The following is a 23,903-nucleotide window of genomic DNA, read 5'->3' on the forward strand; positions in this document are numbered from 1 at the left end:
TGATTAAAATGGAGAGTCATTAGGCTTTCCATTTTTTACATGTGATTTCCGACTGTTTTTGATAAAAAACAAATAGATTTCTGGTTTTACGCTGGAACCAGAGTGATTTCAAAACTATAATCTGCGCTAGCGTAATATTTACATATTATTACGTTATCCCTCTTTTTATTTCAAACCAGGTTTTTGATTATGGCTGACACAGCACATCAGTGCACAATTGTAGGTATCGCTGGAGCTTCTGCTTCGGGTAAAAGTCTTATTGCAAGTACACTTTACCGCGAATTAAGAGCACAAGTAGGTGATCATAATATCGGTGTGATACCAGAAGATTGTTATTATCGTGACCAAAGTGATTTAACGATGGAAGAACGATATAAGGTCAATTATGACCACCCAAATTCGATGGATCACGCACTTTTATATCAGCATTTGTGTGAACTCAAAGCAGGAAAAACCATCGAACTCCCTCAATATGACTACGTTGCTCACACTCGCAAAGCAGAATCCATTTCTTTTCAACCCAAAAAAGTTATTATTATTGAAGGCATCTTGTTATTAACAGATAAACGCCTACGTGAAGAGATGGATTTCTCTATCTTTGTTGATACGCCATTAGATATTTGCTTAATGCGTAGAATTAAACGTGATGTGAATGAACGTGGACGTAGCTTAGACTCAGTCATTGAACAATATAATAAAACCGTTCGTCCTATGTTCTTCCAGTTTATTGAACCTTCTAAACAATATGCCGATATTATTGTCCCTAGAGGGGGTAAAAACCGTGTTGCGATTGATATTCTGAAAGCAAAAATTGGTCAGTTCTGCGAATAATAGATTCATTTGTGGGCAGCTTTCATGCATGATGAAACTGCCTGTTTAATTTGAAGAAGGAAATAAAATGCGATTATGCGACCGTGATATTATTCAGTGGCTGGATGAAGGTAAATTAGTCATTGAACCCCGCCCGCCCATCGAGCGAATTAACGGCGCAACAGCAGATGTTTGCTTAGGAAATCAATTTCGTGTTTTCCAAGGTCATACTGCAGCTTATATTGATTTAAGTGGTCCTAAGGCAGAAGTAAATGCAGCGCTAGAGCGTGTAATGAGTGATGAAATTGTTTTACCTGAAGGTGAGGCATTCTTCTTACATCCTGGTGAATTAGCGTTAGCTGTGACACTTGAATCAGTCACATTACCTGATAATGTGGTGGGGTGGTTAGATGGACGCTCATCATTAGCTCGTTTAGGTTTAATGGTGCATGTTACCGCTCATCGTATTGATCCTGGCTGGCATGGACAAATCGTATTAGAGTTTTTCAATTCAGGTAAACTCCCTCTCGCATTAAGACCGGGTATGGTTATTGGTGCATTAAGCTTTGAGCCTATGTCTGGTTCTGCTGATAGACCTTATAATCGTCGTCAAGATGCAAAATATAAAAATCAACAAGGTGCAGTTGGTAGTCGGATTAGTGAAGATTAACTATCTTTATAATCATTATTATCATATTTCACTAAGCGGGTAATTGTATGAAAAGGTTTCTGACAACACTGGCTATTTTGCTTGTGGTTATTTTGGCAGGCTTAACAGCGTTAGTTTTACTCATTAACCCCAATGATTTCCGCGGATACCTTGTTGAAAGGGTCGAAAAACAAAGCGGTTATAAACTCACATTACAAGATGATATGCGTTGGCATGTATGGCCAAAGTTAAGCATTATTAGTGGTAAAATGTCATTGACAGCACCTGGTGCTGAAATGCCTTTAGTTACAGCCGATAATATGCGTCTTGATGTTGAGTTATTACCGCTACTTTCTCATCAACTTGAAGTAAAAGAAGTCATGCTTAAAGGTGCCGTTGTTCGCCAAACACCGGAAAGCAAAGCTATTCCTAAAATATCACCGCCTTCTACTCCTCGAGATATTTCTCACCCAGTAATCGAACCTAGAGCCAATAATTGGCAATTGAATATCGCCAAAGTAAAAATTTCAGACAGCTTAATTATTTGGCAAATGAAAGACGGTGAGCAGCTTAATTTACGCGATATTAATTTATCGTTGAAAACAGACGAGAAAAAACAAATTAGTCTTGAGATGAGCACGAAAGTGAATCGTGACCGTCGTGAGATCACCCTAAATGTTGCCGCTAATGCGGATATGAACAGTTATCCTTACCAAATTGCAGGTAATATCACACAGTTAGATTATGCTTTATCAGGAATAGGGATCCCTGAAAATGGCATAACAGGAAGTTTAACTTCAGATTTTACGATCCAAAATGAGGGGGTGAGAAAGGTTTCACTTGATAACTTAAATCTCACTGCTAATGATAGCCAACTGCAAGGTAATATCAGTGCGGAGTTTTCAGGTAAAACTCGTTATCAGGTTGATTTAAAAGGTCAACAATTAAATTTAAATACGTTGTTACCAGAGTTAGCAGTGGCTAAAACAACGGAAACCGCATTATTGTCCCCTAAAGATAATAAGACACCATCATCATTTTCATTATTTAATACTGCACATGCAGCGCCAGCACCAAATGCCACAATTATGGCAAAGCCGGTTATTACTTCAGTTACTATTGAAAATAAAGAATATGATTTAACGCATTGGGGCGATATTGAGTTTACGCTGAAATTAGCACTGAATAAGCTTCTTTATAAAGATTTAGAGATTAATAATTTTAAAATTGATGCTTTAAATAATCCTAAGTCGCTGAATATTCAAACCTTAACAGGACATGTCCTTCAAGGTGACTTCTCACTTCCAACAGTTATCTCTACAAGCATTGTGCCAGCACATATCAGCATGGATGTCACAATGAACAATATTCCATTACAACCGCTATTGCGTGTGTTTAATCAACCTGAAAATTTCAGTGGATTAATTTCGGCAAAAGGGAATTTAGAAGGTGCGGGATATAACCGGAAAGCCTTTTATAATTATTGGCAAGGTACGCTCAATACATCTGTTAGCCAATTTAAAATGCAAGGATTAAATGTTCCGCAGGTTATTCAGCAATCAGTCGCTCAAGCGACAGATAAAGTAATTTATCCTGAAGATATCGAGAGTTACACCCAAGCAGATAATGTGATTGCCCAATTTAAATTAACCCCAAAAGGACAATTGACGATTAATTCCCTTGATGCTCAAGCTGATACTTATCAAATTAATGGGCAGGGTAAAGTTAACCTTCAACGCCATGATCTTGATGTAACACTATTGGTTAATATTAAAAAAGGGTGGGGTAAAGAAAATGAATTTATTCGCCAACTGGCTAAAATTGATATTCCTTTAAGGCTTTATGGGGATTGGAATGCGGTGCAATATGAGCTCAATGTTGAAAAATTACTGCGCGATCAATTACAGCAAAAAGCAAAACAAGCCATCGATAATTGGCTCAATAAGCAAGATGCTGAAAGCCCAGAAGTAAAAGCACTTAATCAGTTATTGAAGAAAATCTAATTTCACGAATTTTAACTTCATCACACTCTTAATAAAAGCACACTATTTTGATAATTGTGTGCTTTTTGCTTTATATCTATCATTTAATTTATATTTTGAATGAAAAGTAAGCATTCGTGCTATGTATATGTAAAAAAATAGTCGTTTTTTTTGATATATGTCATACACTGCAACGTTGCCTTTGGGCAGAGTGTGTCAATCGCACTAAACGCAAAAATGATGATAAAAATAAAAAACTTCATTTTATAAATGACTACTTTAGACAGGATAAATAAATGATTGAAATTCTTATCGGCGCCTTCGTTGCTGTAGGTGTTGGACGTTATATTGTAAAAGGCTATTCACCAACCGGTGTTTTAATGACGGGTGGTCTGTTATTACTGATCATCAGCGTTATTATGGGAAGGGCTGTTTTACCTGCAAGTGCAACTGCAACAGGCTACGGTTTAATCGATATTGTTGAGTATGTGAAAAATCTACTAATGAGCCGTGGTGGCGATTTAGGTATGATGATCATGATACTTTGTGGTTTTGCTTCTTATATGACACACATTGGTGCTAATGATGTTGTTGTTAAATTAGCATCACGCCCACTAAAAATGATTAACTCACCATATCTTCTGATGGTTGCTGCTTACATTGTTGCATGTTTGATGTCACTGGCTGTTTCATCAGCAACAGGTTTAGGGGTGTTGTTAATGGCAACTCTATTCCCTGTTATGGTGAATATGGGAATTAGTCGCGGAGCTGCTGCTGCAATTTGTGCGTCTCCAGCTTCTATTATTTTAGCGCCAACATCAGGAGATGTTATTTTAGCCGCTGAAGCGTCTAAAATGCCGCTGATTGATTTCGCATTTAAAACCACATTACCTATCTCTATTGCTGCAATTATTGGTATGTGTATCGCTCATTTCTTCTGGCAACGTTATCTTGACCGTAAAGAGCATATCGAAACTGAAATGTTAGACGTGAATGAAATCAAAACTCACGCACCAAGTTTCTATGCGATTTTACCTTTCACACCAATTATCGGTGTTCTCGTTTTTGATGGTAAATGGTTACCAGAACTTCATATTGTTGCCATTATTATTATCTGTATGATTTTAGCGGCTGTTATCGAATTTATTCGTAGCTTTAGCGCAAAACAAGTTTTCGAAGGTTTAGAAGTTGCTTACCGCGGTATGGCAGATGCATTTGCTCAAGTTGTTATGTTATTAGTCGCTGCTGGGGTATTTGCTCAAGGTTTAACGACGGTTGGCTTTATTAATGCATTAATTGAAGGTGCTCAGTCATTAGGTTCAGGTGCGATTGTGATGATGATTGCATTGGTATTAATTACCATGTTAGCGGCAATGACCACAGGCTCTGGTAACGCACCATTCTATGCATTCGTTGAATTAATTCCTCGTCTAGCAAGCAATATGGGTGTTAACCCAGCTTATTTAACTATTCCAATGTTACAAGCCTCAAACTTAGGCCGTACATTATCACCGGTTTCTGGTGTTGTGGTTGCGGTATCAGGTATGGCAAAAATTTCACCGTTTGAAGTGATGAAACGAGTTTCTGTCCCAGTATTAGTAGGGCTGGTGATTGTTATTGTTGCGACTGAAATTCTTGTACCAAGTACATTAGGTTGATTATTAACTGATTAAATTAATCTAAATTTATTGTTTTAAATTTTATTGGCGGGCTTTGTAATTGAACAAAGCCCGTTTTTTATTGGCTTAAGAAAAGTCGTATAAAAAATAATTATTTAAACTGAATAAAGGCATCTGCGACTTTTTTAGCACCTTCATAAATTTCAAGTTTTTCTAATTTTTCTAATAAGTGATGAGGGGCATATTCAACTAAAAACTGCATATTGCCCTCACTTATCCAATGTTCAGACTCTTGTTGTGTATGAGTGATTTCAATCGCAAGACTCCAGCTATTTGGCTCATAGGGCAGTTGAGTCGTTGGATAATAAAAACCAGCTGAAGGAGGTGGTAATAGCCTTCCTCCTTCAATAGAGGTTAACCAGACTATTTTAACGCAGACATTGGTACGTATATTATTTTCCAGTAGGTACTATCTTCAGATAAAAAATATCCGCCTTAAAGGCGGATATTTTGCTATTTGATAAGAATTACGCTTCGTCAACGTTTTCTTCATCTTCTGGTGTGGGCTCAACGATCCGAACTTTATTAATCCGATGGTTGTTCACTTCTAACGGCTCAAATTCAATGCCATCAATAAGGATCTTTTCACCAACAGTTGGAACACGTTGTAAATGTTCCATTAATAAGCCGGCTAAGGTTTCATACTCACGTTTTTCATCCAATTTGATTGGAATATAAAGCACTAAGTCTTCAAGTGGTGTAAAGCCGTTAACTGTCCATGAACCATCTTCATTTTGAACCAAGTCGTGACGTGAATCGTTTTCTTCAGAACTGACTGGTAAGTTACCCGCGATGGTCTCCATAACGTCAGTTAGCGTCACGATCCCTTCTACTGAACCAAATTCATCTACGACAAAGGCAAAGTGAGTATGCGCACTTCGGAATTGCTCTAACGCTTGCAGCAAGGATAAACCTTCAGGGAAAATCAGCGGTTGTGTGACCAGTAAACGTAAGTCTAGTGGTTCATTACGTAACTGTTGGTTTAACAGTTGGATCACATTAACAACCCCAACAGGTTCATCACTGTGTTGTTCATCAGTAATCACTAGGCGAGAGTGAGGATCCTTTTCCAATAATTGGCGGATATCATCTTGTGTTGCGTTCAAGTCTACATATTCAACATCATGGCGAGAAGTCATGATACTGTTCACATTACGTTGACTTAAACCAAGCACACGTACAATCATTTGACGTTCTTGAGGATCAAACACCTCTTCAGCATCAGAGACTAAATCAGATGTGTGATGATCTAATTCGGATGATTCAGGCTTACCATTAATAATACGTAACACCGCTTCTGCTGTTCGTTCACGTAAAGAACGAGAAGCTGATAAGAAACGGCGACGGTTAAATTGTGCTAACTGATTAAAGACTTCTATCATGATAGAGAAGCCAATCGCTGCATACAGGTAACCTTTTGGAATGGCGTAACCAAAGCCTTCGGCAACTAATGCAAAACCAATCATCAGCAAGAAGCTTAAACACAAGATAACAATGGTTGGGTGGTTATTGACGAAGTTTGTTAAAGGTTTACTTGCCAGGATCATCAAGAGCATTGCGATAGTAACAGCTGCAATCATAACGCCTAAATGATCAACCATACCCACAGCAGTTATTACTGAGTCAAGCGAGAATACTGCATCCAGCACGATAATTTGGGCAACAACAGACCAAAAGCTAGTTGTTTTACGTTGTTTTCCCTCGTTGTGATCTTTACCTTCTAGCCGTTCATTAAGCTCCATGGTGGCCTTGAACAGCAAGAATATCCCTCCGAGAAGCATAATTAAGTCTCTTGCACTGAAAGGATGATCAAACAGTGTAACAAGAGGTTTTGTCAGAGTGATAAGCCAAGAAAGGCTAAATAACAACACAACCCGCATAACAAGGGCACACAATAAGCCTGTTATACGTGCTTTATCTCTTAGTTTTGCTGGGAGTTTATCTGCCAGAATAGCAATAAAAACAAGGTTATCAATACCAAGTACGATTTCGAGAACAATTAGGGTGGAGAGTCCTACCCAGATCGTCGGATCCAAGATCCATTCCATACAGTTTGTTTTACCTTCTATAAAGACGGCATATGCCGACAAGGGAATAATGAGCAATTTGCAGGAATTTTTCAATAATTTATTATTAATATAAAGGTAATAATTTCATTTTGCGTGAAAGAGTGCGATATCGATTGCATCAATAACTACCACCAATGATGAGAGTGCGTTACTATGTGATCAGGTTAACACATTGTCAGTACAGTGATACTGGCAGGTTTATTTTCAGACGGGAGTTATTTTCATGTCAAAACAGCAAATCGGCGTGGTTGGTATGGCAGTAATGGGACGTAACCTTGCGCTAAATATTGAAAGCCGTGGTTATTCTGTATCCATTTACAACCGCTCAAGCGATAAAACCAACGAAGTTATCGCTGAAAATCCAGGTAAAAAACTGGTTCCGAATTATTCTATTGAAGAGTTTGTTGATTCGTTAGAAAAACCGCGTCGTATTTTATTAATGGTAAAAGCGGGTGAAGCAACGGATAAAACAATTGCTGCTTTGACGCCGCATTTAGATAAAGGCGATATCCTTATCGATGGCGGAAATACTTTCTTTAAAGATACCATTCGTCGTAACCGTGAATTATCAGCACAAGGTTTTAACTTCATTGGTACTGGTGTTTCTGGTGGTGAAGAAGGCGCATTAAAAGGTCCTTCAATCATGCCGGGTGGACAAAAAGAAGCTTACGAATTAGTTGCGCCAATCCTTGAAAAAATTGCGGCTGTTGCTGAAGGTGAACCTTGTGTGACTTATATCGGTGCTGATGGTGCGGGTCACTATGTGAAAATGGTTCACAACGGTATCGAATATGGCGATATGCAACTGATTGCAGAAGCGTATTCAGTATTAAAACACTCTTTAGGTCTAACTAATGAAGAATTAGCAGAAACCTTTACCGAGTGGAATAAAGGTGAATTAAGTAGCTACCTGATCGAAATTACTGCTGATATTTTCCGTAAAAAAGATGACGAAGGTAAATATCTTGTTGACGTTATTCTTGATGAAGCGGCAAATAAAGGTACAGGTAAATGGACTAGCCAAAGCTCTTTAGACTTAGGTGTACCAGTTACTCTTATCACTGAGTCTGTATTTGCTCGTTATATCTCTTCATTAAAAGATCAACGTGTTGCTGCATCTAAAGTATTATCAGGCCCAACACCTAAAGCATTCTCTGGCGATAAAAAAGCCTTTATTGAAAATGTACGTCGCGCACTGTATTTAGGTAAAATTGTCTCTTATGCCCAAGGTTTCCAACAACTGAAAGCTGCATCAGACGAATATAACTGGGATTTAAACTACGGTGAAATCGCGAAGATTTTCCGTGCGGGTTGTATCATTCGTGCTCAATTCCTGCAAAAAATTACAGATGCTTATAACGAAGATGCAAGTATTGCAAATCTGCTGTTAGCACCATACTTTAAACAAATCGCTGATGATTACCAACAAGCTCTACGTGATGTTGTTTGTTATGGTGTACAAGCAGGTATTCCTACTCCAACATTCTCTGCGGCTATTTCTTACTACGATAGCTATCGCGCAGAAGTGTTGCCAGCAAACTTAATCCAAGCTCAACGTGACTACTTTGGTGCGCATACTTATAAACGTACTGATAAAGATGGCGTATTCCACACAGAGTGGATGGAATAAATAGATTTAATATTAGGTTATATAATTAAAATATAACAAAGAAAAGGTGCTCAAATTGAGTACCTTTTTTATTTAATGAAAATAAATATCCAATTATTTATATTGCAGGGTATAAACAACACTACTATTAACTTTACCAGCAGTTGTTGTGCTTGTGCATAATATTGAATGGTATAAGGTAAGGTGACTAAAAAGTGTCGACCTCAATCTTCACATATCATTTTCTATTGGCAGATCTTTCTAATAGAGGTATTGCTCTTTCTTCTCCCCAGCTTTGTAGTGCCGCTAAAACGTGAGAGAGTGATTCTCCATCTTCACTGAGTTTATATTCAACTTTGGGCGGAATCTCAGCGTACACTTTGCGCTCAATAAGTCCATCAGATTCAAGTTCACGTAACTGTTTAGTCAGCATTCGAGGCGTTATTGAAATAAGTTTTCTTTTTAGCTCATTAAATCGCAGTATTTTTCCCTGTAAATGGTAAAGGATCATACCTTTTCCTTTACCTCCCATTAGCTCTAAAGACGCTTCAACAGGGCATCCATCATAGGTGTAGTCGTTATATCTATTCTTTTTGACAGTATCCATTTGTATCCTATATACATAAATTGTACGTACTTGCCAGATAGTAAATTATAATTAAAATGTGCCCGATACAAGTGTCTTACTTTGGAATAGGTGTAATAAATGAATTTATTAAAGATATTGAAAACACGTTATGCGACAAAACATTTTGATAAAAACAAAGTGATCCCTGAGCAAGAATTAGAACAAATTAAAGCATTATTACAACTAAGCCCATCAAGTGTGAACACTCAACCATGGCATTTTATCATCGCGAAAACTGATGATGCTAAGCAGAAAATTGCTGGCTCAACAGAAGGGGGGTATGAGTTCAATAAAGAGAAAATATTAAGTGCTTCACATGTTGTGGTTATGTGTGCAAGAAATACGTTATCTGAAGAATATCTCTCTCATTTGCTTGAATTAGAAGATCAAGCAGGACGATATCCAGAAGCTGAATTTAAAGAGCAAAATAATCTCGCAAGATCATTTTTTGTTAATCTACATGAAAAACAACTTGGTGATTTATCTCATTGGATAGAGAAACAGGTTTATTTAAATATGGGATCACTATTACTAGGTGCTGCAACGTTAGGAATAGATGCTCTTCCAATGGAAGGCTTTGATTTATCAAAAATAGATTCAACATTTTCTTTAAATGATAAAGGTCTTCATGCTGTGGCAATTGTTGCATTAGGTTATAGGGAAGAAGATGATTTCAACTACAATTTGCCAAAATCAAGATTGCCACAAAGTGAAATTATCACAGATATTTAGATTTTAAGTTTTTGATTTAAACCTCACTTTATTAAGAGAGGTTTTTTCATTATAGCTTTTATTTTAGTTAATGATTATCGTTCTTGCTTAAGAAGAGAGTACTTAAATACTCTCTTTTTATTTGTTCTTTATTAAGAAATATAAAAATTATTGTTCAGATGCTTTTATATAATGTGTTTTTTCATTTATTTTATCTGATGTAAGAGCAGTATCTAAAAGGGTCTCTTTGGATATTTTCCCACTAAAAACATCATTCATTCTCTCTTTATCTAAGGCTTTTTCCCAGCGAGCAACAACAATACAGGCGCAAGCATTACCCACAAGATTGGTCAATGCTCGGCACTCTGACATAAAACGGTCGATACCTAGAATTAATGCCATACCAGCGACAGGAACACTAGGCACTACTGATAATGTTGCAGCTAAAGTAATAAAACCAGCTCCAGTCACACCAGCCGCGCCTTTTGAGCTAATCATGGCAACAAAGAGTAATGTAATTTGTTCGGTTAATGACAAGTCTACGCCTGTTGCTTGCGCAATAAACAGGGCTGCCATAGTCATATAAATATTAGTACCGTCTAAATTAAAGGAATAACCCGTAGGAATAACTAAGCCGACGACTGATTTTTTACAACCCAGTTTTTCCATTTTATTCATTAATGTAGGTAGTGCGGCTTCAGATGAAGAAGTACCTAATACAAGCCAGAGCTCATCTTTTATGTACTTAATTAAAGAGAGGATAGAAAAGCCATTATATTTAGCAACCGCACCCAAAACCACTAACACAAAAAGTAATGCTGTTAAATAAAAAGTAATTACCAACAACATTAAATTGCCAATGGAAGAAATACCATATTTACCTATTGTAAAAGCCATTGCGCCAAAAGCACCAATCGGCGCTAACTTCATTAGCATACCAACCATCTTAAAGACAGGCTCACAAAGGTGTTGTAAGAATTTTAATACAGGTTCGCCTCGTGAGCCTATTGACGCCAACGCCAAACCAAAAATCACAGAAACAAACAGTACTTGTAAGATATTACCGTTTACTAGTGGGCTAACGATAGTATCAGGGATGATATTCATGAAAAAATCAACAAGAGAAGAGTTATGTGCCTGTGTGACATACATTTCTACTCGGCTACTATCTAATGACTCAGGAGAGATATTTAAACCATCACCAGGACGAATAACATTGGCAGTGATTAATCCAATGATGAGTGCAATCGTAGAAAATGTAAGAAAGTAAATCATTGACTTACCTGCTACTTTTCCGACGGCTTTCATATTATTCATACCAGCAATGCCTGTCACTACGGTTAGAAAGATAACAGGTGCGATGATCATTTTTACTATTTTGATAAATCCATCACCCAAAGGTTTGAATGACTCACCAATATCAGGGTAAAAATGTCCTAATAGAATACCGAAAATGATAGCAATAATAACTTGGATATATAACACACGATAAAAGGGGAGCTTGCGGGATGAAGTCTGCATAAAAATTCCCTGTAACTGAAAGATATTGACTAAATAAAAAAGAAATTATGATGTAAATTATTATTTACATTTATTTTGTTGTGACAGGTAACTTAAAGGTATGCGTAAATCAGGTCAATAAAATAAAGTTGATTTTATCAAATATTGTGCTCTTCATCTAAAAAATTAGATTTAATTTCAATTTATTGCTATTTGTAGAATTTATTTTTCTTAAATCAATAGGTTAATGAAATTCTATTTTGTTTTAACTTGTCGTATTTCTTTAAAATTATGTATATTTTGTTTTATTTTTTGGTAAATAAAATAATTTAAATGTAAAAATATGGATAAGGCGAAGTAGGGAGAGGTTTTAGTTACAATTATTTGTTTTTATTATATTTTTTCCACGTGAAAATAAATCACTGATAAACCCTTCAATATAAACAAACTCTAGCAACAAACAAATAAGCATTCAGAAAGAATAATAATAAAGGCGAGTATTGAAGGAAACTCTGAAGTATCTCTTACCAAGATAAAAAAACGAAGTAGCATGATTGCAGAAAACAGAGTTTTTATTGCTAAAGCAAATGCAACAAAATAAATAGCGATATATAGAGAAAAAATACGGTGACACAACAACGATATAAAAAAGAACAATACTACTAACAATTATTATGGCAGAACCACCCAACCAATATTTAAAAAATCATAAAAATAAGCAAAGAATAATCTATGAGAAAAAGAGACAATAATAAATAAATTATAAAAAAGACAAGTGTTTGTTCGTAGTGGTAAGGAATATAAAAAATAAAAGAGCACATCAGCGCTCTTTTATAGATCATAGAAAATGGTCTTTATTTTACTGGGATTTTAATTGCATTGTCAGATTCAATTTCAATAGGCGCTAATGGAGCATCTTCAATAAATTCACTTGATGCTCTGCCACTAAAGACATCATTCATTCTTTCTTTATCTAAAGCATTTTCCCAACGAGCAACAACTATGCAGGCGCAAGCATTACCCACAAGATTAGTTAATGCACGACACTCTGACATAAAGCGGTCAATTCCTAGAATTAATGCCATACCCGCGACAGGAACACTAGGTACAACAGATAAGGTGGCAGCTAAAGTAATAAAACCAGCACCAGTCACACCCGCTGCACCTTTTGAACTTATCATGGCAACTAAGAGTAGTGTGATCTGCTCTGTCAATGAAAGATCAATACCTGTCGCTTGTGCAATAAATAGAGCCGCCATGGTCATGTAGATGTTAGTACCGTCTAAGTTAAAGGAATAACCTGTTGGAATAACTAAACCGACAACTGATTTTTTACAACCTACATTTTCCATTTTACGCATTAAGCTAGGTAATGCTGCTTCTGAAGAAGAGGTACCTAATACTAACCAAAGTTCATCTTTAATATATTTAATTAACGAGAGAATAGAGAAGCCGTTATATTTTGCAACAGCACCTAACACGACAAGAACGAATAATAATGAAGTTATATAGAAAGTTAGAACAAGTAATACCAAGTTACTGATTGATGAAATACCATACTTACCAATAGTAAAGGCCATTGCACCAAAAGCACCGATAGGGGCTAATTTCATTAGCATACCGACCATTTTGAATACAGGTTCAGAAAAGTTTTGTAAAAACTTAAGAACCGGCTCTCCTCGAGTACCAATAGACGCTAAGGCAATACCAAAGACCACAGAAACAAACAGAACTTGTAAGATATTACCGTTAACTAATGGGCTGACAACAGTATCAGGGATGATATTCATCAAGAAACCAACAATCGAAGAGTCATGTGCTTTTGCTACATAACTTTCTACTTTGCTTGCATCTAATGAGGCAGGGGAAATATTCAATCCATCACCAGGACGAATAATATTCGCGACAATCAAACCAATAATTAATGCAATGGTAGAGAAAGTCAGGAAGTAAGCCATGGATTTACCCGCGACAGTACCTACCGCTTTCATATTATTCATACCTGCAATACCTGTTACCACAGTTAAGAAGATAACAGGTGCGATGATCATTTTTACAATTTTGATAAATCCATCACCAAGCGGTTTAAAGGATTCACCCACGTCAGGGTAAAAATGCCCAAGCAAGATACCGAGTAAGATGGCGACGATAACTTGCACGTATAGCACTTTATAAAGTGGTTGTTTTTTAGTTGAAGTTTGCATGAAGATTTCCCTGCACCTATTGGTACATTGTTTATATATTTATTTGTATGTTAGAAAATAACCGACATGTAAATAAGATTTTACATTATTGTATTTTTATTGGAGCTAACTTAAATGTACGAGTAAATCAGGTCAATAACATAAAATCTATTTAGTTAATTATTGAGTGCTGAATCGAAAAAAATAGTTAAAAATTTCTGTTTTGTACATTCTGTAGCGTTATAGCCAAGGTAATATGAAATTAATGGAATTTATTCTGATTTATTGATTATTTTTGGTGTTAAATGTTGGCGTTTTTTTAGGTTAGATTATCTAATATTACTTTCTGGTGTGTAAATCTATATATACAATAAGAATAGATATCATGATAACAATTACCCTTAACTGAATTATGATTAGGGTAATTGTTAAAAATAAATCAGTTATTTTTATTACTCACTTTCTTCATCTCGAATAAAAGAGATTAATTCAGGTTGTGCAATACGTTTGTAATCTTGCGTATTAAGAATAATTGAACGCTCTAATGTACCTGCATTAAAAGCTAATTCATCAAACCGTTCAAAGAGCAGAGGGTCCGCTACAAGTTTTAATGAAGGGTGGAAACTAAAAGGAGGGATAGCACCAAATACACATTGGGTAAGATCGTCCACTTCTTTAGGGCTGGCTAGAGATGCCCTTGTTCCACCAATTTGGTGAGCGAGTTTTGATAGATCGGCTTGTTTATCAGCAGGCAATATCGCAAGAACATGTTGTTTAATACCGTTACCTTTTATATGGCAAACTAGTCCTTTTGCTCCCTGTCCTAATTGTGTTCCTCTGATTTTTGCAACTTCTTCAGAACGACCTGCGGTAGGGTGTTCCATAACACGATAAGTAGCGTGGTTTTTATCTAATAAAGCAGTAAGTTGCTCAAAAATAGTCAAAGACATCAATGACTCCTGATTTAATAAGTTATTTCTTTAGAGGCATTATACGACTTTAAAAAAAATTTTCTGCTGTGATGTTCACGGCTGGTTTTGATTATTTTGATAAGCTTTTCAAATTATTTTATTACAAATAATAACATGTTAATAGTATTATCCTATTGAATTAATAGGGTAATTAGATTACCAATATTATATTCGTGTACTAATATTATAAATAAATTGATATTTATTCATTATTTTGATGATGATCAATTTAAGAACAAAAAGAATAGAACATATTAAAACGTAGATTTAATTACTAAAAAGGAAGTCAATAATGGCAGTTTCAACATTCTATATCCCTTCTGTAAATAAAATTGGTGCTGGCTGTCTTGCTGAAGCTGTGAGTTCAATGAAAGACTTCGGTTTTCATAAAGCGTTGATCGTCACTGATAGCATTTTAAATCAACTGGGTGTTGTTGATAAAGTCAGTAAGTTACTGACAGAAGCTGGTATTTCTAGCGTAACTTATGACGGAACTGCACCAAACCCTACTGTTGAAAACGTAGAAGCGGGTTTAGCTCTGCTGAAAGAAAATCAATGTGACTGTGTCATTTCTTTAGGTGGTGGTTCTCCACATGACTGCGCGAAAGGTATTGCGTTAGTCGCTTCTAATGGTGGAAAAATTGCAGATTATGAAGGTGTTGACCGCTCTGAAAAACCTCAATTACCACTTATTGCTATTAATACCACAGCAGGTACAGCTTCAGAAATGACACGTTTTTGTATCATCACAGATACTGCGCGTCATATTAAAATGGCTATCGTTGATAAAAACGTTACACCACTCTTATCTGTAAATGATTCAGAATTAATGATTGGTATGCCAAAAGGTTTAACCGCTGCAACAGGTATGGATGCATTAACTCATGCTGTTGAAGCGTATGTTTCAATTGCTGCAAACCCAATTACTGATGCATGTGCATTAAAAGCAGTCACTATGATCAGCGAATCTTTACGTAAAGTGGTTGATAATGGTGGTGATGCACAAGCTCGTGAAAACATGGCTTACGCTCAGTTCTTAGCAGGTATGGCATTTAATAATGCTTCTTTAGGTTATGTGCATGCTATGGCTCACCAATTAGGTGGTTTCTATAACTTGCCTCATGGTGTATGTAATGCGGTTTTATTACCTCATGTTCAAGCTTATAACATTCAAGCAGCCGCAGGTCGTTTAAAAGATATTGCGCAAGCAATGGGCGTTGATGTTTCTGCTATGAGCGATGAGCAAGGCGCTAAAGCATGTATCGAAGAAATTCGTAAAATGGCTAAAGATGTTGGTATTCCAGCAGGCCTGAAAGAATTAGGCGTGAAAGAAGAAGACTTCAAGACATTAGCTGAAAATGCGTTGAAAGATGCTTGTGCAATCACTAACCCAGTGCAGGGTTCTGAAAGTGATGTTATCGAGTTATTCCGCAAAGCAATGTAATGTGTAAGAAATAAATAACAACTAATGTTTGTTATTTTATCTCTTAACCGCGTAATAAAAGCACCTCAGAATTTTTCATGAGGTGCTTTTTTGTTTATGTATCGCTTTCTAGTCTGCTAGCTCTAGAGGATGTTGATTAACTGGAAATTATTCAGCTTTTTTATGGCGCTCTTGAAGGCAACCTATTACATCAGAGAGTGATAATGATTGATCTTGTAATAGCACCATTAAGTGATAGAGCAAGTCTGAGGCTTCATTCTTTAGCTCTTCTCGGTCATTAACAGTGGCAGCTAACGCGGTTTCTACGCCTTCTTCTCCCACTTTTTGGGCTATACGTTTTGTACCGCTGGCATAAAGGCGGGCAGTATAAGAGCTATCTGGTGAGGCATTTTTGCGGTCACGTAATAAATTCTCAAGTTCATAGAGAAATCCCCATTGGCTTTGTGCTGGGGCAAAACAACTTTCAGTGCCGTTATGGCAAGTAGGACCGATAGGATTAGCTAAAATAAGTAAAGTATCGTTATCACAGTCAGGATAAATATTGACTAATTTTAGGAAGTTGCCTGAGGTTTCACCTTTTGTCCATAAACGCTGTTTAGTGCGTGAATAGAAGGTAACATTTCCACTTTTTAGAGTGACATTTAATGCTTCTTTGTTCATATAACCTAGCATTAATACATCGCCTGAAATGGCATTTTGGATAACCGCAGGCATGAGATTATCGACTTTTTCCCAATTTAATTGCGCTAATGTTTCATTATTCATTATATTCTTACCTTAACGTCATTCTTTGCAAGATACTGTTTTAGTTCGTTGATATTAATTATTTGTTTATGAAAAACAGAGGCTGCAAGAGCGCCATCAACATTGGCTAATTTAAATGCATCAAGAAAGTGTGACATTTCGCCAGCTCCCCCTGATGCAATAATAGGAACATCTGCAACTTGGCGTACTAGAGCAAGTTGTTTTAGGTCATAGCCTTGTCTCACGCCGTCTTGGTTCATCATATTTAAAACAATTTCACCCGCGCCTAGCTTCTGAACTTCACGTACCCAATCGAGGGTTTTCCAGTGCGTTTGTTGTGTTCGTTTTTCATCGCCTGTGAATTGATAAACTAAATATTCACCGGTTTTTTCATCAAACCAAGTGTCAATACCCACAACAACACACTGCACACCGTAGCGATCCGCTAAACGAGATATTAGTGAAGGATCAGAAAGTGCAGGGGAGTTAATCGAAATTTTATCTGCTCCAAATGAGAGAATTTTCCCTGCATCTTCAACAGAGCGAATACCACCAGCAACACAAAAAGGAATATCAATCACTTCAGCGACACGCGATACCCAGCTTTTATCAACAACACGGCCATCAGAAGATGCTGTAATATCATAAAATACCAGTTCATCCGCACCTTCTTTGGCATAGCGTTCAGCGAGAGGAACAATATCACCAATGATTTCATGATTACGAAATTGAACACCTTTAACAACTTGTCCATCTCGGACATCAAGACAAGGAATTATGCGTTTTGCCAACATGATATCGCCTCTTTTAATGTAAACTTGCCTTCTAATAATGCTCTACCAACAATAATACCGGCAACACCTGATGCTGGAAGATCTGCGATATCTTGTAAATCACCAATACCGCCCGACGCTTGGAATAAAATATCGGGAAAACGCTGGCTAATTTCTTTATACAGTTCGACGTTAGAACCCGCTAATGTGCCGTCACGAGAAATATCAGTACACAATACATGCTTTAAACCCACACTTTGATAAAGCTCGATGATATCTTCAAGTGTATAGGATGAGTTTTCTTGCCAACCGCTGACAGCTACCCATTTTTTACCTTGTTTATCAATACGAACATCGAGGGCTAACACAATGGCTTCTGCACCATAGCGTTCAAACCATGTTTTTACCATTTCAGGTTGGCTGACTGCAGTTGAGCCAATAACAACTCGACTTGCCCCTGCATCAAGTAGCGATTTCACATCATCTTCTGTGCGAATGCCACCACCTACTTGTACAGGTACAGTGACACAAGCAACAAGTTCTTTTAACAGCGGAATTTGGCGAGCTGAAGGATCTTTTGCACCTGTTAAATCCACTAAGTGAAGTAATTTTGCACCATCTTTCTCATATTGTTGGTAGCGAGTCAGTGGATTATCATCATAATCACGCTGTTTTGCATAATCACCCTGATGTAAACGAACTACTTTTCCATCAATTAAATCTAATGCTGGAATAATCATAACGGATTACATCTCCAAAAAGTTCTTGATAAGTTGAGCACCGGCTTTTCCTGAACGCTCTGGGTGAAATTGCACTCCATAAAAATTATCTTTTTGAATTGCACTACTAAAACGCGAACCATATTCAGTTTCAGCAATCGTCGATTCATTGAGCGCTAAAGCGTAGCTATGAACAAAATAGAACCAAGCATCATCACCAAGATCACGAAAAAGAGGATGTCCTGGTTTTGCTAATACTTGGTTCCAACCCATATGAGGTAGTGGTAATCCTGCCGTATCAAGCTTATCAATGGTGCCATCAACTAAACCTAATAAAGGAATATCTTTACCTTCTTCGCTTAGTGAAGCCAATATTTGCATTCCTAAACAAATACCTAAAACAGGTTGTGTTAACGCTTTAATTAGCGGAATTAGCTCGCGTACTTTGAGTTGTTCCATCGCGGCCCTAGCAGTTCCAACACCGGGTAAAAAGAGTTTATCCGCAGATAACACAACATTTTTTTCATAGGAAATAATTGGATCATAACCAAGTCGCTTCACGGCGTAAGCGACAGAGGCTAAATTGGCACAACCCGTATCAAGAATAACCACTTTCATCACAGAACACCTTTTGAACTTGGTAAAGTATTGCCTTCGACACGAATGGCTTGGCGTAATGTACGGCCAAAGACTTTAAATAAGCTTTCAGCTTTGTGGTGATCGTTTTTGCCTTTCGATTTCAGGTGTAATGTGCATCCCATGGTGTAAGAGAGTGAACGGAAAAAGTGTTCAATCATCTCTGTACTTAAATCACCGACACGCTGATATTTAAATTCGGCTTTGTATTCAAGGTGTGGACGACCAGAGATATCTAACGCACAACTTGCAAGGCATTCATCCATTGGTAATGTAAAGCCGAAACGAGCAATACCTCGTTTATCACCTAATGCTTCACGTAATGCTTCACCCAAAGCAAGACCGGTATCTTCCACCGTATGGTGATCATCAATAACTAAGTCACCTTTAACATTGATGTTCATACGAAAGCCGCCGTGTGTGGCAATTTGATCAAGCATATGATCAAAGAAACCGACACCGGTGCTGATCTGGCTATTGCCTTCACGATCAAGCCAAACATCGATCGCAATTTGTGTTTCTTTAGTTTTTCTCTCAACGTGGGCATAGCGATCTTTTTTCGTTAGTTGCTCTGTGAGAACAGCCCAGTTGAGTTCATTGGCATTATAAAGCAGGCCTTTGATACCCATTTTTTCAGCTAACTGAATATCAGTTTGTCTATCGCCAATGACATAGCTGTTATCTTTATCGAGTGCGCCATCAACTAAATACTGGGTGACAAGCCCTGTTTCTGGCTTGCGACAAGGGCAGTTGTCTTCAGGTTTATGAGGACAAATTAACACATCATCAAAAGTGATCCCTTGAGATGAAAAAACTTGCATCATTAAATTATGAGGCGGATCGAAATCTGCTTGAGGAAAGCTTTCAGTGCCTAATCCATCCTGATTGGTGATCATAATGAGTTTATAACCCTCTTTTTGCAGCGCAGTCAGTGCGGGGATCACGCCATTTTCAAAGGCAAGTTTATCAAGTCTATCAACTTGGTAATCTGTTGGTGGCTCAGTGATTAAAGTGCCATCACGGTCAATAAAAAGAATTTTTTGGCTCATGGTTGAGATCCCTCAGTTGCGATTTGTTGTTATCGTTTTTAATGTTTTATGCGTTTGTAGTTTGAATATTTTTTATAGCATTAATCACGCTATCACATTCTTCAGCTGTACCGATAGAAATACGCAAACAGCCATTAAGCCCATATTGACGCTGTTGATCGCGTAAAATAATCCCTTGTTCCCATAAAGTACGGAAAACCAGAGTCGCATCAGTGAATTTCACTAAAATATAGTTGGTTTCGCTGTTATAAACCTGTTCAACATTAGGCAATTTTTTTAACGAATCAGATAAAATGGCTCTGTTGCGTGAAATTTCTGCCACTCGCTTTTTCATTATCTCAATGCCTGCTGCTGTTAATGCTTGTGCAGCAATATCTGCAACAGGTGTTGAAAGTGGGTACGGTGCGATCACTTTCAGTAATAATTCAATGACAGGTGGGTTGGCCAGTGTAAATCCACAACGAAGCCCTGCTAATGCAAATGCTTTCGATAAGGTTCGTAAAATAACTAAATTTGGATAATCCTCTAGCCACGAAACAATTGATGCTTGTGGACAAAACTCAATATAAGCTTCATCAACTGCAACGATAGCTTTACCTTTAGCAAGCTCCAATACATCGCGGATCAGTGAAGGTTCAACAATATTTCCTGTCGGGTTGTTAGGGCTGCACAGATAGATAAGTTTTACATTATCAAGCTGTGATGCGATGGCTTTGACATCTGGACTCCAATTAGCAAGTGTAGGGACAACACGCTGTTCTATACCGAAAGTTTCAGCACTAACGCTATACATTCCATATGTTGGTGGGCAATAAAGTACGGCATCTTTACCCGGCTCGCAAAAAGCACGAATAAGAAGCTCAATAGCTTCATCTGCACCACGGCTAACTAAGACTTGGTTAGTCTCTACACCTGCATATTTTGCGTAGCGATTAATGACGTTAACAGGCTGACATTCAGGGTAACGGTTTAAGTTTTTTTCATTAAAAGTAAAGTCAGGCGCGATAGGGTATTCATTTGCATTTAACCAAACAGAACCATTTCCCCCTAAGCGTCGAGCAGATTGATAAGGTGTTAATTCACGTACATTTTTTCTTGCAAGTGTATTGATATCAAATTTAGTTTTCATCACTCTTTTTCCCCTGAGCTAAAGCGTTAACACGAAGTGTGACAGCATTTTTGTGTGCAGTGAGTTGTTCCGCTTGCGCTAATATTTCAATGGTTTGTGCTAAATCAGATAAACCCTGGGCGGTGAGTTTCTGTACTGTCATGCGTTTCATAAAATCAGCTAAGCCTAAGCTTGAGTAGGTTGCTGTATAGCCATAAGTCGGCAGAACGTGATTAGTACCAGAAGCATAATCTCCTGCTGATTCAGGTGACCAAGCACCAAGGAAAACAGAGCCAGCACTGGTAATGCTATCAACACGAGCATCAGCATCATTGGTTTGAATAATTAAGTGTTCTGGGCCATAGCTGTTACTGATTTCAATACACTGGTCAAGATCACGAGTAATAATGACCCGGCTTTCTGCAAGTGCTTGTTTCGCGATTTCGGCACGGCTTAATAGTGCCAGTTGTGTTTCAGTTTCAGCTATAACGGCTTTGGCGAGTGTTTCATCAGGTGTTAATAATACAACCTGTGAATCAGGGCCATGTTCAGCTTGCGAAAGTAAGTCAGCAGCAATAAATGCAGGATTTGCGTTCGCATCAGCAATCACTAGCACTTCAGAAGGCCCTGCTGGCATATCGATTGCAGCACCTTGTAGCGATTGACTTGCTTGACGCTTTGCTTCAGTTACATAAGCATTACCGGGGCCAAAAATTTTATCAACTTTAGGAATAGATTCAGTACCAAACGCCATGGCTGCAATCGCCTGCGCGCCACCGACTTGGAAGATTTCATCAATACCAATTTGTTGAGCAATATATAAAATTTCATCAGCAATAGGGGGCGGTGAGCAAAGAATCACTTTGCGACAACCAGCAATACGGGCTGGAATACCTAACATCATTACCGTTGACAGTAATGGCGCCGAACCTCCGGGAATATAAAGTCCTACTGCATCAATGGGTCTGCTGACTTGCTGACAAAATACGCCAGGCTGCGTTTCCACGTTGATAGTGTTAGGAATTTGCGCCTCATGAAAGCGACGAATATTATTCATCGCTTGTGCTATCGCCTGTTTTATTTTGCTATCAAGTTTTGATGAAGCTTCATCGATTTGCGATTTTGACACCAAAACACTTTCCGGCGCTGCCTTATCGAATTTTTGGCTAAGTGCTTTAAGCGCTTTATCCCCATCATTGCGTACCTGTGAAATGATGCTAGCAACTTGTTCTGTAATTGAACCTGATGCAGAAATAGCAGGGCGAGTTAATAGCACTTGTTGCTGTTCTTTAGTGCATTTATTCCAGTAAGTTAATGTATTAAAACCCGTTTTCATCATTTCACCTTATTCCATCATTTTTTCAATTGGTAAAACAAGAATTGAACTTGCACCTAATGCTTTAAGCTTTTCCATTGTTTCCCAGAATAGGGTTTCGCTACTTACCATGTGCATTGCAACACGATTTTGGTCACCCGCCAGAGGTAAAATAGTCGGCCTTTCAGCTCCCGGAAGTAATGCAATCACCTCTTCAAGGCAATCACTTGGTGCGTGTAACATTATATATTTTGATTCTCTTGCTTGAATAACACCTTGGATACGTGTCAGTAAGCGGTCGATAAGTGCTTGCTTATCAGCTTCCATTTCACCATCGCGTTGGATCAAGCATGCTTTTGAGCGATAAATCACTTCAACTTCTTTTAATCCATTCGCTTCTAATGTTGCACCAGTAGAAACTAAGTCGCAGATAGAGTCAGCAAGGCCCGCACGAGGCGCGACTTCAACAGAGCCATTTAATAAACACGATTTAAACTTGATGCCTTTTTGATCTAAATAACGTTTGAGCAGATTTGGATAGGAGGTTGCGATACGAGTATTATTTAAGCATTCCGCACCTTGATAATCGAAATCGACAGGAGTTGCCAGAGATAAACGACAGCCACCGAAATCGAGACGGCGTAGCGTCAGGTAACTTGGGTTTTCACCTTGAGAGCGACGTTTTAATAATTCTTCTTCTAAAACGTTTTCACCGATGATCCCTAAATCAACAACGCCATCCATTACCAACCCTGGGATATCATCATCTCTAACACGTAAAATATCGATTGGCATATTTTCAGCGTAAGCAATCAGACGTTGTTGATTTAAGTTAATTTTGATGCCACAACGCGCTAAAAGAGCACGGGAATCATCGCTTAAACGTCCTGATTTTTGCATTGCGATTCTTAATCTTGCTTTATCTAACATAATATTACCCTATCATTATCCGTATTTTTGTGGTGAAAATTAGCTATAAAAAAACCCCGGAAGTTGCCTTCCGGGGTTTTAGTTGTTATCTGCATTCAGACCACCGGAAGCGTTTCTTAAACGTCTTCCAGCACTCATCGCCTGAAAGACTAGTCAGGGTGATGGTGATGATGGTGGTTTAGTTGAATGCTATACATAATTATTTTCCTAGCTAATAACACTATTTGTTATTTAATAATGCCCGTTACTGTTAATCTGTATTTAGTAACCTGCATTTAGAATTTGTCTGCCTTTCAACCTACATGATTTGCAAAGCAGAAAGCAACCTATTTTTTAATAATAATTTAATTATTTTGTAACCTTTTGTTTTTAATGTAATTTTAATATTTCTCTT

Annotated in this window: 20 protein-coding genes and 1 other annotated feature; of the genes, 7 read left to right on the forward strand and 13 right to left on the reverse strand. The window is 37.7% G+C overall.

Annotation, left to right across the window (positions count from 1 at the left end; genetic code table 11):
• Window positions 1-189 precede the first annotated feature (189 nt).
• The 4 genes from udk to dcuC all read left to right on the forward strand — a co-directional run bounded on the left by udk (window position 190) and on the right by dcuC (window position 5,099).
• Window positions 190-831 carry a uridine kinase gene (gene udk / locus GTH25_RS05450; RefSeq protein ID WP_075672536.1) on the forward strand — a complete coding sequence of 214 codons (642 nt, stop codon included), beginning with the start codon at window positions 190-192 and terminating at the stop codon, window positions 829-831.
• A 67-nt stretch (window positions 832-898) separates the two neighbouring features.
• Window positions 899-1,480: a dCTP deaminase gene (gene dcd / locus GTH25_RS05455; RefSeq protein ID WP_075672535.1), complete on the forward strand. Its 582-nt coding sequence runs from the start codon at window positions 899-901 to the stop codon at window positions 1,478-1,480.
• A 47-nt stretch (window positions 1,481-1,527) separates the two neighbouring features.
• On the forward strand, window positions 1,528-3,462 hold the full coding sequence (gene asmA, locus GTH25_RS05460; RefSeq protein WP_164530375.1) for an outer membrane assembly protein AsmA: 1,935 nt from the start codon (window positions 1,528-1,530) through the stop codon (window positions 3,460-3,462).
• 275 nt (window positions 3,463-3,737) lie between these two features.
• Window positions 3,738-5,099, forward strand: a complete 1,362-nt coding sequence (gene dcuC / locus GTH25_RS05465; protein WP_075672533.1) for an anaerobic C4-dicarboxylate transporter DcuC — start codon at window positions 3,738-3,740, stop codon at window positions 5,097-5,099.
• A gap of 488 nt (window positions 5,100-5,587) precedes the next feature.
• Here the strand turns inward: dcuC and GTH25_RS05470 are convergent, their stop codons facing one another.
• On the reverse strand, window positions 5,588-7,168 hold the full coding sequence (locus tag GTH25_RS05470; protein ID WP_075672531.1) for a TerC family protein: 1,581 nt from the start codon (window positions 7,166-7,168) through the stop codon (window positions 5,588-5,590).
• Between the two features lie 244 nt (window positions 7,169-7,412).
• Here GTH25_RS05470 and gndA point away from each other — a divergent pair, with 244 nt between their 5' ends.
• Window positions 7,413-8,819, forward strand: a complete 1,407-nt coding sequence (gene gndA / locus GTH25_RS05475; RefSeq protein WP_023581264.1) for an NADP-dependent phosphogluconate dehydrogenase — start codon at window positions 7,413-7,415, stop codon at window positions 8,817-8,819.
• Between the two features lie 217 nt (window positions 8,820-9,036).
• Here the strand turns inward: gndA and GTH25_RS05480 are convergent, their stop codons facing one another.
• On the reverse strand, window positions 9,037-9,405 hold the full coding sequence (locus GTH25_RS05480; RefSeq protein WP_075672530.1) for a winged helix-turn-helix transcriptional regulator: 369 nt from the start codon (window positions 9,403-9,405) through the stop codon (window positions 9,037-9,039).
• Window positions 9,406-9,504: 99 nt separating this feature from the next.
• On the opposite strand from GTH25_RS05480, the gene nfsB reads away from it, so the two are divergent.
• Window positions 9,505-10,158 carry an oxygen-insensitive NAD(P)H nitroreductase gene (gene nfsB / locus GTH25_RS05485; RefSeq protein WP_075672529.1) on the forward strand — a complete coding sequence of 218 codons (654 nt, stop codon included), beginning with the start codon at window positions 9,505-9,507 and terminating at the stop codon, window positions 10,156-10,158.
• Window positions 10,159-10,305: 147 nt separating this feature from the next.
• On the opposite strand, the gene GTH25_RS05490 is transcribed toward nfsB, so the two are convergent.
• From GTH25_RS05490 to GTH25_RS05500, 3 genes are all read right to left on the reverse strand, one after another.
• Window positions 10,306-11,658 (reverse strand): dicarboxylate/amino acid:cation symporter, encoded by a 1,353-nt coding sequence (locus GTH25_RS05490; protein WP_164530376.1) that lies wholly within the window; start codon window positions 11,656-11,658, stop codon window positions 10,306-10,308.
• Between the two features lie 833 nt (window positions 11,659-12,491).
• Window positions 12,492-13,841 (reverse strand): dicarboxylate/amino acid:cation symporter, encoded by a 1,350-nt coding sequence (locus tag GTH25_RS05495; RefSeq protein WP_075672527.1) that lies wholly within the window; start codon window positions 13,839-13,841, stop codon window positions 12,492-12,494.
• A 431-nt stretch (window positions 13,842-14,272) separates the two neighbouring features.
• Window positions 14,273-14,770 (reverse strand): YbaK/prolyl-tRNA synthetase associated domain-containing protein, encoded by a 498-nt coding sequence (locus tag GTH25_RS05500; protein ID WP_075672526.1) that lies wholly within the window; start codon window positions 14,768-14,770, stop codon window positions 14,273-14,275.
• 313 nt (window positions 14,771-15,083) lie between these two features.
• Between GTH25_RS05500 and yiaY the strand changes: the two genes are divergently transcribed.
• Window positions 15,084-16,235: an L-threonine dehydrogenase gene (gene yiaY / locus GTH25_RS05505; RefSeq protein WP_075672525.1), complete on the forward strand. Its 1,152-nt coding sequence runs from the start codon at window positions 15,084-15,086 to the stop codon at window positions 16,233-16,235.
• Window positions 16,236-16,382: 147 nt separating this feature from the next.
• On the opposite strand, the gene hisIE is transcribed toward yiaY, so the two are convergent.
• Genes hisIE through hisG form a run of 8 tightly spaced genes read right to left on the reverse strand, consistent with a single transcriptional unit; the run spans window position 16,383 to window position 23,509 of the window.
• The gene (gene hisIE / locus GTH25_RS05510) at window positions 16,383-17,000 is read right to left on the reverse strand and encodes a bifunctional phosphoribosyl-AMP cyclohydrolase/phosphoribosyl-ATP diphosphatase HisIE (protein WP_075672523.1); all 618 of its coding nucleotides are present in this window, start codon (window positions 16,998-17,000) and stop codon (window positions 16,383-16,385) included.
• Complete coding sequence (gene hisF, locus GTH25_RS05515; protein WP_075672521.1) at window positions 17,000-17,773, reverse strand: imidazole glycerol phosphate synthase subunit HisF; 774 nt, start codon at window positions 17,771-17,773, stop codon at window positions 17,000-17,002. Before hisF ends, hisIE begins: the two co-directional genes overlap by 1 nt.
• Window positions 17,755-18,492, reverse strand: a complete 738-nt coding sequence (hisA, locus tag GTH25_RS05520; RefSeq protein WP_075672519.1) for a 1-(5-phosphoribosyl)-5-[(5-phosphoribosylamino)methylideneamino]imidazole-4-carboxamide isomerase — start codon at window positions 18,490-18,492, stop codon at window positions 17,755-17,757. The genes hisF and hisA overlap by 19 nt, the downstream gene beginning before the upstream one ends.
• Before the next feature lie 6 nt (window positions 18,493-18,498).
• Window positions 18,499-19,089 carry an imidazole glycerol phosphate synthase subunit HisH gene (gene hisH, locus GTH25_RS05525; protein WP_075672517.1) on the reverse strand — a complete coding sequence of 197 codons (591 nt, stop codon included), beginning with the start codon at window positions 19,087-19,089 and terminating at the stop codon, window positions 18,499-18,501.
• Entirely contained in the window at window positions 19,089-20,156 is a 1,068-nt protein-coding gene (gene hisB, locus GTH25_RS05530; protein ID WP_164530377.1) for a bifunctional histidinol-phosphatase/imidazoleglycerol-phosphate dehydratase HisB, read from the reverse strand. Before hisB ends, hisH begins: the two co-directional genes overlap by 1 nt.
• A gap of 46 nt (window positions 20,157-20,202) precedes the next feature.
• Window positions 20,203-21,285, reverse strand: coding sequence for a histidinol-phosphate transaminase (hisC, locus tag GTH25_RS05535; protein ID WP_075672513.1), 1,083 nt, complete (start codon window positions 21,283-21,285; stop codon window positions 20,203-20,205).
• Window positions 21,275-22,603, reverse strand: a complete 1,329-nt coding sequence (hisD, locus tag GTH25_RS05540; protein WP_075672511.1) for a histidinol dehydrogenase — start codon at window positions 22,601-22,603, stop codon at window positions 21,275-21,277. The genes hisC and hisD overlap by 11 nt, the downstream gene beginning before the upstream one ends.
• Before the next feature lie 6 nt (window positions 22,604-22,609).
• The gene (hisG, locus tag GTH25_RS05545) at window positions 22,610-23,509 is read right to left on the reverse strand and encodes an ATP phosphoribosyltransferase (RefSeq protein WP_075672509.1); all 900 of its coding nucleotides are present in this window, start codon (window positions 23,507-23,509) and stop codon (window positions 22,610-22,612) included.
• A 44-nt stretch (window positions 23,510-23,553) separates the two neighbouring features.
• Window positions 23,554-23,683 (reverse strand) — a sequence feature (His leader region).
• Between the last annotated feature and the right edge of the window lie 220 nt (window positions 23,684-23,903).

This window comes from Proteus terrae subsp. cibarius, assembly GCF_011045835.1.
GTDB classification, from domain to species: Bacteria; Pseudomonadota; Gammaproteobacteria; order Enterobacterales; family Enterobacteriaceae; genus Proteus; species Proteus cibarius.

Coding starts and splice junctions, on each gene's coding strand:
- udk (WP_075672536.1), top strand. CDS start 190: ATGGCTGACACAGCACATCAGTGCACAATTGTAGGTATCGCTGGAGCT.
- dcd (WP_075672535.1), top strand. CDS start 899: ATGCGATTATGCGACCGTGATATTATTCAGTGGCTGGATGAAGGTAAA.
- asmA (WP_164530375.1), top strand. CDS start 1,528: ATGAAAAGGTTTCTGACAACACTGGCTATTTTGCTTGTGGTTATTTTG.
- dcuC (WP_075672533.1), top strand. CDS start 3,738: ATGATTGAAATTCTTATCGGCGCCTTCGTTGCTGTAGGTGTTGGACGT.
- GTH25_RS05470 (WP_075672531.1), bottom strand. CDS start 7,168: ATGGAATGGATCTTGGATCCGACGATCTGGGTAGGACTCTCCACCCTA.
- gndA (WP_023581264.1), top strand. CDS start 7,413: ATGTCAAAACAGCAAATCGGCGTGGTTGGTATGGCAGTAATGGGACGT.
- GTH25_RS05480 (WP_075672530.1), bottom strand. CDS start 9,405: ATGGATACTGTCAAAAAGAATAGATATAACGACTACACCTATGATGGA.
- nfsB (WP_075672529.1), top strand. CDS start 9,505: ATGAATTTATTAAAGATATTGAAAACACGTTATGCGACAAAACATTTT.
- GTH25_RS05490 (WP_164530376.1), bottom strand. CDS start 11,658: ATGCAGACTTCATCCCGCAAGCTCCCCTTTTATCGTGTGTTATATATC.
- GTH25_RS05495 (WP_075672527.1), bottom strand. CDS start 13,841: ATGCAAACTTCAACTAAAAAACAACCACTTTATAAAGTGCTATACGTG.
- GTH25_RS05500 (WP_075672526.1), bottom strand. CDS start 14,770: ATGTCTTTGACTATTTTTGAGCAACTTACTGCTTTATTAGATAAAAAC.
- yiaY (WP_075672525.1), top strand. CDS start 15,084: ATGGCAGTTTCAACATTCTATATCCCTTCTGTAAATAAAATTGGTGCT.
- hisIE (WP_075672523.1), bottom strand. CDS start 17,000: ATGAATAATGAAACATTAGCGCAATTAAATTGGGAAAAAGTCGATAAT.
- hisF (WP_075672521.1), bottom strand. CDS start 17,773: ATGTTGGCAAAACGCATAATTCCTTGTCTTGATGTCCGAGATGGACAA.
- hisA (WP_075672519.1), bottom strand. CDS start 18,492: ATGATTATTCCAGCATTAGATTTAATTGATGGAAAAGTAGTTCGTTTA.
- hisH (WP_075672517.1), bottom strand. CDS start 19,089: ATGAAAGTGGTTATTCTTGATACGGGTTGTGCCAATTTAGCCTCTGTC.
- hisB (WP_164530377.1), bottom strand. CDS start 20,156: ATGAGCCAAAAAATTCTTTTTATTGACCGTGATGGCACTTTAATCACT.
- hisC (WP_075672513.1), bottom strand. CDS start 21,285: ATGAAAACTAAATTTGATATCAATACACTTGCAAGAAAAAATGTACGT.
- hisD (WP_075672511.1), bottom strand. CDS start 22,603: ATGATGAAAACGGGTTTTAATACATTAACTTACTGGAATAAATGCACT.
- hisG (WP_075672509.1), bottom strand. CDS start 23,509: ATGTTAGATAAAGCAAGATTAAGAATCGCAATGCAAAAATCAGGACGT.